This is a genomic window from Mycoplana sp. ABR4_002 (genome assembly GCF_056159645.1).
Genome location: NZ_JBSWVO010000001.1, coordinates 3,607,501 through 3,621,158, shown reverse-complemented (window position 1 = coordinate 3,621,158; position 13,658 = coordinate 3,607,501). Strand labels below are relative to the sequence as shown.

The following is a 13,658-nucleotide window of genomic DNA, read 5'->3' as shown; positions in this document are numbered from 1 at the left end:
GGGTCCCCTTGGAACGCACGCTAGCCGTCATTCTCGCCGCCGACGTTGCAAGCTACAGCCGCCTTGTCGCTGCGGACGAGGAAGGAACGCTCGCGACGCTGCACACCTACCGCATCACCATCGCCGACCTGATCGCCGAGCATGGCGGCCGGATCTTCTCCTCGGCCGGCGACAGCGTCGTCGCGGAATTCCACAGTGCCGTGCAGGCGGTGCGCGCCGCCGTGGCGATCCAGCGGGCCCTCCATCGCCGCAACGCCGACCTGCCGCCCGAGCGACGGCTGGAACTGCGCGTCGGCATCAATCTCGGCGACGTGGTGAGCGAGGGCGACAACCTGCTCGGCGACGGCGTGAACGTCGCGGCGCGCCTGCAGGACGTCGCCGCGCCGGAGGACATCTGCATCTCCGGGGCGCTGCGCGAGCAGATCGAGGGCAAGCTGGATTTTCCGCTGGTGCCGCTCGGCGCACGGCGGTTGAAGAACATTCCCCGGCTGGTCGCGGCGCACCGCGTCGACTGGCAGAACGCCGAACCGGACGCTCCCAGGACGCTGAGCCGGCCACTGGCGCTGCCCGACAAGCCTTCGATCGCGGTGCTGCCGTTCGTCAACCTGTCCGGCGACCCGGAGCAGGAGTTCTTCGCCGACGGACTGACGGAGGACATCATCACGGCGCTGTCGCTCTACCGCTGGTTCTTCGTCATCGCCCGCAATTCCTCCTTCGCCTACAAGGGCCGGGCGGTGGACGTGAAGCAGATCGGCCGCGAACTCGGGGTGCGCTACCTCGTCGAGGGCAGCGTGCGGCGGGCCGGAACGCGGATCCGCGTCACCGGGCAACTGATCGAGGCGGAGACCGGCGTGCATCTCTGGGCGCAGCGCTACGACCGCGAATTCTCCGACATCTTCGCGATCCAGGACGAGCTGACGCAGAACGTGGTCGGCGCGATCGAGCCGGAGATCATGATTGGCGAGAGCCGGCGGGTGCTGCTGCGGGGGACGCAGAACCTCGACGCCTACGAGTCGCTGATGCGCGGCACGTGGCTGCACAACAAGCAGGACACGGCGCAGACCTTCGCCGAGGCGATTGCGTGGGACCGGCGCGCCATCGCGCTGGACCCCGGGTTCAGCCGGGCCTACATGATGCTGGCGCGCGCCATCTATGCGCGTTGCTTCTTCGGCTTCAGCGACGATCACGCGCGCGACTGCGCCGAACTCGGCTCGGCCGCGGCGCTCGCCGTGGAGCTGGACGAGCGCGATCCCTATGCCCACTACGCGATGTGCCTCGCCCGCTTCGCCCAGGAACGGGCGGCGGCCGCGGTCGAGGAGGCGCAACGCGCGATCGACCTGAACCCGAACTGCGCGCTGGCGCACATGGCGCTCGGCTGGGCGCGGATCTTCGCCGGCCACTTCCAGGAGGCGCTCGGCCCGCTGCACACGGCGCGCCGGCTCAGCCCCCACGATCCGCTGACCTACCTGTTCCGCAACCGCATCGCGCTGGCGCAGTACCATCTGGGGGACTACGAGGAGGCGCTGCGTTCGGCCGAACGCGCCCTCTCGTTGCGCAGGGGCTACTTCAACCTCGTCGTCGCGCTGGCATGCCTCGGCCAGCTCGGCCGCGGCGACGGGCTGGAGCAACTGGTGGCGGACGCACGGGCCGCGGCGCCGGCCGACCTTGCCGGCTACTGGCGGATCTTCGCGCCCTATGCGCTGGCCGAGCACCGCGCGCATTTCCTCGACGGGCTGCGCAAGGCGGGGCTGGCGATCGCACTGCAGGCCTGACCGGAGGCGTCTTACCGTACCGCGCCGGCCATCTCGACTGCCGGAAGCACCAGGCCGGGGGCGATGACGATGTCGCGCGGGCCGAGCGCGGCGAGGCCCAGCCGCGCGTAGAACGGCACCGCGTTGAGGCTGGCATAGACATGGAAGGCGGTGATGCCGGCGGCCGAGGCGGTGCGCGCGCACTCGCGGTAGAGCAGCCGCCCGACGCCGCGGCCGAGGTGATCCGGATGGGTGGCGAAATGGCGAAGATGGGCCGTGCCGGGCGGCAGCGCCACCCCGCCGGGGCCGGTGTCCGACCACCCGCCGCAGCCGAGCGCGCCAGACCCCGCCCGTTCGACCAGGAAATAGCGGCCGGAGGCGATCAGCACCGGGTTGGCCTTGGTCAGCAACGGCAGCGCCCGCGCCAGCAGCGCCTCGTCATAGGCGGGCGCGAACAGCCGGCCGTAGCTGGCCGAGAGCAGCGCGCCGATGGCGACGGCATCCGCCGGCGTCGCGGCGCGGACGCTGGCCGCGGGAGCGTCGGTCGCCCGGGACAAGGACGGCGGGGACAAGGACGGCGGGGACAAGGGCGGCGGGGACGGCGAGTCCTCGGGCAAGGGGGCCTCGGGCGATGGGTGCTGGGGCAAGGGGGGCTTCCTCAGGCCGTGTCGCACATGTCGGCGTGGCGGTGGACGAGCTGCCATTGCTGGTTCGTGCGGCGGAAGATCTCGGTGACGCGCAGGCGCATGGGGATCGGATCGGGAACGCCCTTCAGCCGGGCCCTGGCGTTCTGGTAGCCGACCCAGTAGCCGAACTTGCCGTCATGGCCCATGTGGATGATCTCGATGTCGCTCTCGCCGCCGTTGTCGAAGGCGGCGGCGTCGCCGACATAGCGGGCGAGCACCTCCACGGCGCCCTCGACCACCGGCCCCATGGGATGGAAGAAGCTCGCCGGCGAATCGGCCACGGCGATCTTCTCGAGCGGGCCGGCGTCGCCGTTGACATAGGCGCGCGCGACCTCCTTGCGTTTCTGGATGAAGGCGTGGAAATCGTCGGTCATGGTATCTCCGTGCCCCGCGCGCCGGCGCTCCGGGCGCGGCGGCGGTGTTCTCGCCAGACTGGTGCGGGGCATGATCGGCCGTTCTGCGGGCCGATGCAACCGTGCCCCGGCCGAATAGCGCGGGCGCAGAGCCTGCGCCGCGGCGCTGCCGCCCGGCTTGCCATTGCGCCCCGCGCCCGCTTCCGCTAAGAGAGCCCGCGACTTTTTTGCGCGCGTTTCGCGCGACCACCAGACCGGCAGAAGAGACATGGCACGCATCGTGATGAAATTCGGCGGGACCTCCGTCGCTGACCTGGACCGCATCCACAATGTCGCGCGCCACGTCAAACGCGAGGTCGACGCCGGCCATGAGGTCGCGGTGGTCGTGTCCGCCATGTCGGGCAAGACCAACGAGCTGGTCGGCTGGGTGCAGGGGATGCCGAAGGCGACCGGCGCCAACTCGCCGTTCTACGACGCCCGCGAATACGACACGATCGTCGCCTCGGGCGAGCAGGTGACCTCGGGGCTGCTGGCGATCGCGCTGCAGTCGATGGGCATCAACGCCCGCTCCTGGCAGGGCTGGCAGATCCCGATCCGGACCGACAACGCCCACGGCGCCGCCCGCATCCTCGACATCGAGGGCGCGGAGATCGTGCGCCGCATGGGCGAGGGCCAGGTCGCCGTCGTCGCCGGCTTCCAGGGGCTCGGCCCGGACAACCGCGTCGCCACGCTCGGCCGCGGCGGCTCGGATACCTCGGCGGTGGCGATCGCCGCGGCGGTGAAGGCCGACCGCTGCGACATCTACACCGACGTCGACGGCGTCTACACCACCGACCCGCGGATCGAGCCGAAGGCGCGGCGGCTGAAGAAGATCGCCTTCGAGGAGATGCTGGAAATGGCCTCGCTGGGCGCCAAGGTGCTGCAGGTGCGCTCGGTCGAGCTCGCCATGGTGCACAAGGTGCGCACCTTCGTGCGCTCGTCCTTCGAGGATCCCGATGCGCCGGGCATGGGCGATCTTCTGAACCCGCCCGGTACGCTGATTTGTGATGAGGATGAGATCGTGGAACAGGAAGTCGTAACCGGCATCGCCTATGCCAAGGATGAAGCGCAGATCTCGCTGCGGCGCGTCGCCGACCGGCCCGGCGTTTCGGCGGCGATCTTCGGGCCGCTGGCGGAGGCCCACATCAACGTCGACATGATCGTCCAGAACATCTCCGAGGACGGCTCGAAGACCGACATGACCTTCACCGTGCCGTCGGGCGACGTCGAGAAGTCGATCAAGGTGCTGGAAGGGGTGAAGGAGACGGTCGGCTTCGACGTGATCCAGCACGAGGCCGGCCTCGTCAAGGTCTCGGTCATCGGCATCGGCATGCGCAGCCACGCGGGCGTCGCCGCCTCGGCCTTCCGAGCGCTGGCCGACAAGGGCATCAACATCAAGGCGATCACCACCTCGGAAATCAAGATCTCGATCCTGATCGACGGCCCCTACGCGGAACTGGCGGTCCGTACTTTGCATTCCGTCTACGGTCTCGATAAGAAGTAAGAGGCCGGATTCGCCGGGCGTCCGCCCGGCCATTCCAGGATGGGTTCATTTTTCGGGAGACGCCACGCGATGAGAGACCTCTCCGCGGGTCCGCGCGTACTTCTCAAGCGGCTGCGCGAACTGATGGCGGAGCCGCTCGAGCCGCAGGAGCGCCTGGACCAGATCGTGCGCCAGATCGCACAGAACATGGTCGCGGAAGTGTGCTCGGTCTACGTGCTGCGGTCCGACGGCATCCTCGAGCTGTACGCCACCGAAGGTCTCAATCCCGGCGCCGTCCACCTGGCGCAGCTGAAGATGGGGCAGGGCCTGGTCGGCACGATCGCCGCCTCGGCCCAGCCGCTCAACCTCTCCGACGCGCAGTCGCACCCCGCCTTCCGCTACCTGCCGGAAACGGGCGAGGAGATCTACCACTCCTTCCTCGGCGTTCCCATATTGCGCACCGGGCGCGCGCTCGGCGTTCTCGTCGTGCAGAACAAGGCAAGCCGCACCTATCGCGAGGACGAGGTCGAAGCCCTGGAGACGACCGCCATGGTCATCGCCGAGATGGTGGCGACGGGGGAGCTGAAGAAGATCACCAAGCCGGGTCTGGAGCTCGACCTGTCGCGCCCGGTGACGATCGACGGCGCCAGCTTCGGCGAGGGCATCGGGCTCGGCTATGTCGTGCTGCACGAGCCGCGCATCGTCGTGACCAACCTGCTCAACGACGATTCCGAGCACGAGCTCGGGCGCCTGGCCGAGGCGCTCGGGTCGCTGCGCATCTCGATCGACGACATGCTGTCGCGCCGCGACGTGCCGGTCGAGGGCGAGCACCGCGAGGTGCTCGAGACCTACCGCATGTTCGCCCACGACCGCGGCTGGGTGCGCAAGCTGGAAGAGGCGATCCGCAACGGCCTGACCGCCGAGGCGGCGGTCGAGCGGGTGCAGAGCGAGACCAAGGCGCGGATGATCCGCCTGTCCGATCCCTACCTGCGCGAGCGCATGCATGATTTCGACGACCTCGCCAACCGGCTGCTGCGGCAGCTGACGGGCTATGGCGCCAAGCTGTCGAGGGCGAGCTTCCCGAACGACGCGATCGTCGTCGCGCGCGCCATGGGCGCGGCCGAGCTGCTCGACTATCCGAGCGAAAGCCTGCGCGGGCTGGTGCTGGAAGAGGGCGCGGTGACCAGCCATGTGGTGATCGTCGCCCGCGCCATGGGCATTCCGGTCACCGGCCAGGCGGCCGGCGCGGTGGCGCTGGCGGAGAACGGCGACGCGATCATCATCGACGGCGACGAGGGCAAGGTGCACCTGCGCCCGGTGCAGGACCTGCAGCGCTCCTACGAGGACAAGGTCCGCCTCAGGGCGCGCCGGCAGGCGCAGTACCGCGCGCTGGTCGCGGTCGAGCCGGTGACGAAGGACGGCAAGCACATCAACCTGCAAATGAACGCGGGCCTCCTGGTGGACCTGCCGCACCTGGCCGAATCGGGGGCGCTCGGGATCGGCCTGTTCCGCACCGAGCTGCAGTTCATGATCGCCTCGACCATGCCCAAGGCGGAAGAGCAGGAGGCGTTCTACCGCAGCGCGCTGAAACAGGCGGGCGGCCGCCCGGTGACGTTCCGCACGCTCGACATCGGCGGCGACAAGGTCGTGCCCTATTTCCGCAGCGCCGCCGAGGAGAACCCGGCGCTCGGCTGGCGGGCGATCCGGCTGTCGCTCGACCGGCCCGGACTGCTGCGCACGCAGCTGCGCGCCTTGCTGCGGGCGACCGCCGGCAGCGAGCTGCGGCTGATGCTGCCGATGGTGACGGAGGTCGCCGAGCTGCGCGAGACCCGCGCGCTGCTGCAAAAGGAGATCGAGCGGCAGTCGAAGATCGGCGAGCAGCTGCCAAACCGGCTGCAATTCGGCGCGATGCTGGAGGTGCCGGCGCTGCTGTGGCAGCTGGACGAGCTGATGGCCGAGGTCGACTTCGTCTCGGTCGGCTCGAACGACCTGTTCCAGTTCACCATGGCGGTCGATCGCGGCAACGCCCGCGTCTCCGACCGGTTCGACACCCTCGGCCGGCCGTTCCTGCGGGTGCTGCGCGACATCGTGCGCGCCGGCGCGCGCCACCAGACGCCGGTGACGCTGTGCGGCGAGATGGCGGGCAAGCCGATCGCGGCGATGGCGCTGCTCGGGCTCGGCTACCGTTCGGTGTCGATGTCGGCGACGGCGCTCGGGCCGGTCAAGGCGATGCTGCTCAACCTCGACACCGAAAAGCTTGCGGCCGTCCTCGACGCGGCCCTGGACGAGGCCCGGCCGACGCAGACGGTGCGCCAGATCCTGACCGATTTTGCCGCCGACAACGGCATTCCCTTGTAGCGATCGATGCGCCCTTGCGGGCGCGTCGTTTCGCCCGATCGTCAACATCCGCGCACGGGTCCCGGCAATCGCCTTCCGGCCTGCCGCCGCGCGCGGGGATATCCTGGAGTTCTACGGTGGCGAAGCTTCCGGTTGAAAAGATGGCTGAGCTCGAGCGCCGCTTCGGCGAGATCGAGGCGCGCATGTCCGCCGGTCCCGATTCGGAGACCTATGTGCGGCTGGCGTCCGAATATTCCGAGCTGCAGCCGGTGGTGGCGAAGATCCGCGACTACCAGAAGGCGCAAACGGAGATCGCCGGGCTCGAGGCGATGTTGGCCGACAAGGGCACCGACCGCGAGATGCGCGAGCTGGCCGAGATGGAGCTGCCGGAGCTGAGGACCCGGCTGGAGGCGCTGGAGCAGGACATGCAGATCCTGCTGCTGCCCAAGGACGCCGCCGACGAGAAGAGCGCGATCCTGGAAATCCGGGCCGGCACGGGCGGCTCGGAGGCGGCGCTGTTCGCCGGCGACCTGTTTCGCATGTACGAGCGCTTTGCCGGCGCGCGCAGCTGGAAGGTCGAGGTGCTGTCGGCGAGCGAAGGCGAGGCCGGCGGTTACAAGGAAATCATCGCCACGATTACCGGCCGCGGCGTGTTCGCCAAGCTGAAGTTCGAATCCGGCGTGCATCGCGTGCAGCGGGTGCCGGAGACTGAGGCGAGCGGGCGCATCCACACCTCGGCGGCGACGGTGGCGGTGCTGCCCGAGGCCGAGGACATCGACATCGAGATCCGGCCGGAAGACATCCGCATCGACACGATGCGCTCGTCGGGCGCCGGCGGCCAGCACGTCAACACCACCGATTCGGCCGTGCGCATCACCCACCTGCCGACCGGCATCATCGTCACCAGCTCGGAGAAGTCGCAGCACCAGAACCGCGCCAAGGCGATGCAGGTGCTGCGCTCGCGCCTCTACGACATGGAGCGCCAGCGCGCCGAGAGCGAGCGCTCGGCCGACCGCAAGAGCCAGGTCGGCTCGGGCGACCGCTCCGAGCGCATCCGCACCTACAACTTCCCGCAGGGCCGCGTCACCGACCACCGCATCAACCTGACGCTCTACAAGCTCGACCGGATGATGGAGGGCGAAATCGACGAGGTGGTGGATGCCCTGCTGGCCGACTACCAGGCCGGCCAGCTGGCGCAGCTGGCCGAACAGCGGGGCTGACCATGGCGGCGCTGACGGTCGCGGACGCGTTCGCCGAGGTGCGCCGGCGCCTGGCCGCCGCGGGCATCGACGATGCGGCCCGCGAGGCGCGGCTGCTCGTCGGCGGCCTGCTGCAGCTGGCGCCGGCCGCCTTCATCGCCGGCGGCGCGCGCGTGTTGTCGGCGGACGAACGCGCGCAGATTGAAGGCGCCGTCGCCCGCCGCCTCGACCGGGAGCCGGTCTATCGCATCCTCGGCAGCCGCCCGTTCTTCGGCCTGACGCTGTCGCTGTCGCCCGACACGCTGGAGCCTCGGCCGGACACGGAAGTCCTCGTCGACCGCCTCGTGCCGCTGGCGCAGCGGATCGTGGCGGAGAAGGGCGGCTGCCGGGTGCTCGACCTCGGCACCGGCACCGGCGCGATCTGCCTTGCCTTGATCGACTCGGTGCCCGGCGTTTTCGGTACCGGCACCGATGTTGCGGCCGGCGCCCTTGAAACGGCGCGGGCCAACGCCCAGCTGAACGGCGTGGCCGATCGATTCGAGACCGCGCTCGGCGCCTGGTTTTCTGCGGTCGCCGGCAGCTTTGACATAATCGTGTCGAATCCGCCCTATATTCGTTCGTCCGTGGTCGACGGGCTCGCCGAGGAGGTGAGGCGATTCGACCCGAGGCGGGCGCTGGACGGAGGCGACGACGGGCTCGATGCCTATCGCGCCATCGCCGCAGGCGCCGCGGGTCACCTCGCGCCGGGAGGGGTCGTCGGCCTCGAGATCGGGTTCGACCAGAAGCAGGCGGTTACGGACCTGATGCTCGGCAACGGCTTCCTGCTGCTCGATGCGGTCCGGGATCTCGGCGGAAACGACCGTGTCCTCGTCTTCGCCGCGAATTGACAGGAATGCGGATAACGCACAACTTCTTTTCGCCGTTGCGAAGATATCGCAAAGAAAAGGCTTGGAATCAGCGGGGAAGCGGGATAGGTTGCAGCTAGGCACCGGGCAAAGGTCATCAAAAGCAGACTCGTTCTGATATGACCGACGCGAAGCTTTCTCTCACAGAAGAGTTGCTGGGGTTCGAAGCTGCTCTGTGCAGGTACCTGTTACTTTGACGTTTAGCGCGACAGGACCACCGACAGGCGTGGTGTGTTCGCCGACGAAATTCGCCCGGACCGGCGTTTGCGGTCGGGCGGTGCAGATACATGATCATCATCAAGACTAGACTTCAGGTGAGTGAAATATGAGGCCAGGACAGCAAAACAAGCGCGGCCGCGGGCGTAACAACAACAATAACAACAATAACAACAACAACTTCCGCAAGGGCGGCAATCCGCTGACCCGGACCTATGACAGTTCCGGCCCGGACGTGAAGATCAGGGGCACGGCGCAGACGATCGCCGAAAAATACGCGGCGCTCGCCCGCGACGCCCAGAGTTCCGGCGACCGCGTGATAGCGGAAAACTACCTGCAGCACGCCGAGCACTACAACCGCATCATCCTTGCGGCCCAGCAGCAGATGCAGGAACGCCATCAGCGCGACGATCGCAGCGACCTTGCCGACCGCGACGGGTTCGACCGGGACGACGACGGCGATTTCGCCGCCGACGAGGTGCCGACCGCCGCTTCGACTCCGGCCGCGGCGCCTGCCGCGCCGGCTCCGGCCGCCGTCGCGGTGACGGAAGCGGTGATCGATGGCTCCGGCCCGCAGCCGGTCATCGAAGGCACGCCGGCGGAGGTTTCGCTGGAGGAAGAGGCTTCGGGCGCACGCCAGCCGTCGCGCCGGCGCAACGCCCCGCGCCAGCGGCGCCCGCGCCGCGGCGAGGGCCAGCAGGGCGGCGAGGACCCGGCGCCGGCCACCGATGGCCCGGTGCTGGAAGCGACCGGCTCGGAGTGAGCCAGGGCCGGGCCGCAACTGCGCGCCCGACAGGATCAGGAACCGCCCGTGGCACGCCGCCGCGGGCGGTTTTTCGTTTGCCAGGGCCGGTCGGCGATCGGATCGCAGAACCGTCGCGGGCGAAGGGTGCGGCCGTGCGCGCCGGCAATCTTTGCGGCCGGGCAGCGGTTGTCCTCCCTTTAATTTCGCTACCGCCACCCCATATTCGGTCCGAATGTTGGGGCAACGCAACGCAACTGCGTTTCGCCAATGACAGGCTCGCCTGACGGGGGCCTGATCCTGAACCGTCGACCGGTGCCGAAGCGGGCCGGCCGAGCTATGGAGGTCATATTATGAACATCGAGAAATATTCCGAGCGCGTCCGCGGCTTCCTGCAGTCCGCCCAGACCAAGGCGCTCGCCGACGGCAATCCCCAGTTCACGCCGGAACACGTGCTGAAGGTCCTGCTCGACGACGACCAGGGCATGGCGTCGTCGCTGATCGAGCGCGCCGGCGGCAACGCGCGCGAGGCGCGGCTTGCCACCGAGGCGGCGCTCGCCAAGCTGCCGAAGACGTCCGGCGGCAACAGCTCGCTGTCGCTGGCGCAGCCGCTCGCCCGCGTCTTCGCCACTGCCGAGGAGGCGGCCAAGAAGGCCGGCGACAGCTTCGTCACGGTCGAGCGCTTGCTGCTGGCGCTGGCGATCGAGAAATCGGCTGCGACCGCCGACATCCTCGCCAAGGCCGGCCTTACGCCGCAGAAGCTGAACCAGGTGATCAACGAGGTGCGCAAGGGCCGCACCGCCGACAGCGCTAACGCCGAGCAGGGCTTTGACGCGCTGAAGAAATATGCGCGCGACCTGACCGCGGAGGCGCGCGAGGGCCGGCTCGACCCGGTGATCGGCCGCGACGACGAGATCCGCCGGACGATCCAGGTGCTGTCGCGCCGCACCAAGAACAACCCGGTGCTGATCGGCGAGCCCGGCGTCGGCAAGACCGCGATCGCCGAGGGCTTGGCACTGCGCATCGTCAACGGCGACGTGCCCGAGAGCCTGAAGGACAAGCGGCTGATGGCGCTCGACATGGGCTCGCTGATCGCCGGGGCGAAGTATCGCGGCGAGTTCGAGGAGCGGCTGAAGGCGGTGCTGAGCGAGGTGCAGGCCGAGAACGGCGAGATCATCCTGTTCATCGACGAGATGCACACGCTGGTCGGCGCCGGCAAGGCCGACGGCGCGATGGACGCCTCCAACCTGCTGAAGCCGGCGCTGGCCCGCGGCGAGCTGCACTGCGTCGGCGCGACCACGCTCGACGAGTACCGCAAGCACGTCGAGAAGGATGCCGCGCTCGCGCGGCGCTTCCAGCCGGTATTCGTCGAGGAGCCGACGGTCGAGGACACGATCTCGATCCTGCGCGGCCTGAAGGAGAAGTACGAGCAGCACCACAAGGTGCGCATCGCCGATTCGGCGCTGGTGGCGGCGGCGACCCTGTCGAACCGCTACATCACCGACCGCTTCCTGCCGGACAAGGCGATCGACCTGATGGACGAGGCGGCCTCGCGCGTGCGCATGCAGGTGGACTCCAAGCCCGAGGAGCTGGACGAGCTCGACCGGCGCATCATCCAGCTGAAGATCGAGCGCGAGGCGCTGAAGAAGGAGACCGACCGTTCCTCGGCCGACCGGCTGGAGAAGCTTGAGCTCGACCTTGCCGCGCTCGAGGAGGAATCGGCCGCGCTGACGGCGCGCTGGCAGGCGGAGAAGAGCAAGCTGGGCCTTGCCGCCGACCTGAAGAAGCGGCTCGACGAGGCCCGCAACGAACTGGCGATCGTGCAGCGCAAGGGCGAGTTCCAGCGCGCGGGCGAGCTGACCTACGGCGTGATCCCGCAGCTGGAGAAGGACCTGCAGGAGGCCGAGGGCCAGGACGGCGGCCAGGACAAGGGCGAGGCCGCCTCGATGGTGCAGGAGGTGGTCACCGCCGACAACATCGCCCAGGTCGTCTCGCGCTGGACCGGAATTCCGGTCGACAAGATGCTCGAGGGCGAGCGCGACAAGCTGCTGCGCATGGAGGACGAGCTCGCCAGGTGGGTCGTCGGCCAGGGCGACGCGGTGCAAGCGGTCTCGCGCGCGGTGCGCCGCGCCCGCGCCGGGCTGCAGGATCCGAACCGGCCGATCGGCTCGTTCATCTTCCTCGGACCGACCGGCGTCGGTAAGACCGAACTGACCAAGGCGCTGGCGCGGTTCCTGTTCGACGACGAGACGGCGATCGTGCGCATGGACATGTCGGAGTACATGGAGAAGCATTCCGTCGCCCGGCTGATCGGCGCTCCGCCCGGCTATGTCGGCTACGAGGAGGGCGGCTCGCTGACCGAGGCGGTGCGCCGGCGGCCGTACCAGGTGGTCCTGTTCGACGAGATCGAGAAGGCGCATCCGGACGTGTTCAACGTGCTCCTGCAGGTGCTCGACGACGGTCGCCTGACCGATGGCCAGGGCCGCACGGTCGACTTCCGCAACACGCTGATCATCATGACCTCGAACCTCGGCGCCGAATACCTGACCCAGCTCGGCGAGGGCGAGGACAGCGACACGGTGCGCGAGGAGGTGATGGCGGTGGTCAAGGCGCACTTCCGGCCGGAGTTCCTCAACCGCGTCGACGACATCATCCTGTTCCACCGGCTGCGGCGGTCGGAGATGGGCGCAATCGTCGACATCCAGCTGCAGCGGCTGCGGCATCTGCTGTCGGAGCGCAAGATTACGCTGGAGATGGACGAGGACGCGGTCCACTGGCTGGCCGACAAGGGCTACGACCCGGTCTACGGCGCGCGCCCGCTGAAGCGCGCGATCCAGAAGTACCTGCAGGATCCGCTCGCCGAGAAGATCCTGTCGGACGAGATCCCGGACGCCTCGACGGTGAAGGTCGGCGCCGGCTCCGACCGGCTGCTGTTCCATGTCAGGGGCAGCAAGAGCGAGGCGGCCTGAGCGCCTTCCGGCCGCCAGCAGACAGGCGGCGCGCGAGCAAGAGCCCCGCGCGCATTCGCGCGACGGGCATCGGCGCAACGGGCTATCGTACAAAATACGCAAAAGGGGCGATGCGGGACGATCCGGAAACGCCGCGGGGCGGCGCGCGGGCTATTCCTTGGCGGCGACCTCGGCGTCGCCGTCCTTGAGGCCGAGCAGGTCGTCGATGCGCTTGCGCTCGGTCTGGAACTGCGCCAGCGCCTTGCCGTCGAGCGACTTGCCGCCGGGCAGGCGGATCTTCAGCGGGTCGACCTTGTTGCCGTTGACGATCAGCTCGTAGTGCAGGTGCGGGCCGGTCGACAGGCCGGTCGAACCGACCCAGCCGATCACCTGGCCCTGGCGCACCTTGGTGCCGGGCTTGACGCTCTTGGCGATCGCGCTCTGGTGGTTGTAGGAGGAGACATAGCCGTTGGCGTGACGGATCAGGGTCTGGTTGCCGTAGCCGCCCGAATCCCAGCCGGCCCGCTCGACCGTGCCGTTGCCGGCGGCGATGATCGGCGTGCCGCGCGGCGCCGACCAGTCGACGCCGGTGTGCATGCGCGAGAAGCCGAGGATGGGGTGGCGGCGCATGCCGAAGCCGGAGCGGAAGCGGCCGTTCGGCAGCGGGTTGCGCAGGAGGAACTGGCGGATGCTCTTGCCGTCCTGGTCGTAGTAGTCGATCGAGCCGTCGTCCGGACTCTGGAAGCGGTAGACGCGGGTCTCGCTGTCGCCGAAATGGGCGTTGAGGAAGAGCAGCACCGACTCCGCCGTCGCCACGCCGCTGTCGTCGGCGACCGAGAAGAAGGCCTCGAGCGTGTCGCTCGGCCGCAGCTGCGCCTGGAAGTCGACGTTGCTGGCGAGGATGCGGATCATCTCGCCGGTCATGTCCTCGCCCATCCCGTAGGAGAGGGCGGCGCGGTAGATGCCGTCATAGACGCGCGGCAGGTCGCGGCCGGAGGC

Annotated in this window: 10 protein-coding genes (1 of these 10 running past the window's edge); 7 read left to right on the top strand and 3 right to left on the bottom strand. The window is 68.9% G+C overall.

What is annotated here, in order from left to right; genetic code table 11:
• Window positions 1–8 precede the first annotated feature (8 nt).
• Window positions 9–1,772, top strand: coding sequence for an adenylate/guanylate cyclase domain-containing protein (locus ACXAGF_RS17150; protein ID WP_475018581.1), 1,764 nt, complete (start codon window positions 9–11; stop codon window positions 1,770–1,772).
• A gap of 11 nt (window positions 1,773–1,783) precedes the next feature.
• On the opposite strand, the gene ACXAGF_RS17145 is transcribed toward ACXAGF_RS17150, so the two are convergent.
• Window positions 1,784–2,398, bottom strand: coding sequence for a GNAT family N-acetyltransferase (locus tag ACXAGF_RS17145; protein ID WP_475018580.1), 615 nt, complete (start codon window positions 2,396–2,398; stop codon window positions 1,784–1,786).
• 11 nt (window positions 2,399–2,409) lie between these two features.
• Complete coding sequence (locus tag ACXAGF_RS17140) at window positions 2,410–2,811, bottom strand: YybH family protein (RefSeq protein WP_475018579.1); 402 nt, start codon at window positions 2,809–2,811, stop codon at window positions 2,410–2,412.
• Between the two features lie 247 nt (window positions 2,812–3,058).
• Here ACXAGF_RS17140 and ACXAGF_RS17135 point away from each other — a divergent pair, with 247 nt between their 5' ends.
• The 6 genes from ACXAGF_RS17135 (at window position 3,059) to clpB (ending at window position 12,680) form a co-directional block, all read left to right on the top strand.
• Window positions 3,059–4,333, top strand: a complete 1,275-nt coding sequence (locus ACXAGF_RS17135; protein WP_475018578.1) for an aspartate kinase — start codon at window positions 3,059–3,061, stop codon at window positions 4,331–4,333.
• Between the two features lie 69 nt (window positions 4,334–4,402).
• A complete protein-coding gene (gene ptsP / locus ACXAGF_RS17130) occupies window positions 4,403–6,670 on the top strand; it encodes a phosphoenolpyruvate--protein phosphotransferase (protein ID WP_475018577.1) in 2,268 nt (755 codons plus the stop codon).
• Window positions 6,671–6,786: 116 nt separating this feature from the next.
• A complete protein-coding gene (prfA, locus tag ACXAGF_RS17125; RefSeq protein WP_475018576.1) occupies window positions 6,787–7,869 on the top strand; it encodes a peptide chain release factor 1 in 1,083 nt (360 codons plus the stop codon).
• Between the two features lie 2 nt (window positions 7,870–7,871).
• Complete coding sequence (gene prmC / locus ACXAGF_RS17120; RefSeq protein ID WP_475018575.1) at window positions 7,872–8,735, top strand: peptide chain release factor N(5)-glutamine methyltransferase; 864 nt, start codon at window positions 7,872–7,874, stop codon at window positions 8,733–8,735.
• 343 nt (window positions 8,736–9,078) lie between these two features.
• Entirely contained in the window at window positions 9,079–9,732 is a 654-nt protein-coding gene (locus tag ACXAGF_RS17115; RefSeq protein ID WP_475018574.1) for a DUF4167 domain-containing protein, read from the top strand.
• A 332-nt stretch (window positions 9,733–10,064) separates the two neighbouring features.
• Window positions 10,065–12,680 (top strand): ATP-dependent chaperone ClpB, encoded by a 2,616-nt coding sequence (clpB, locus tag ACXAGF_RS17110; RefSeq protein ID WP_475018573.1) that lies wholly within the window; start codon window positions 10,065–10,067, stop codon window positions 12,678–12,680.
• 150 nt (window positions 12,681–12,830) lie between these two features.
• On the opposite strand, the gene ACXAGF_RS17105 is transcribed toward clpB, so the two are convergent.
• On the bottom strand, window positions 12,831–13,658 hold the end of the coding sequence (locus tag ACXAGF_RS17105) for a M23 family metallopeptidase (protein WP_475018572.1). It continues 1,152 nt past the right edge of the window; only the last 828 of its 1,980 coding nucleotides appear in the window; its start codon lies beyond the right edge, outside the window — the gene reads right to left on this strand; it ends in the stop codon at window positions 12,831–12,833.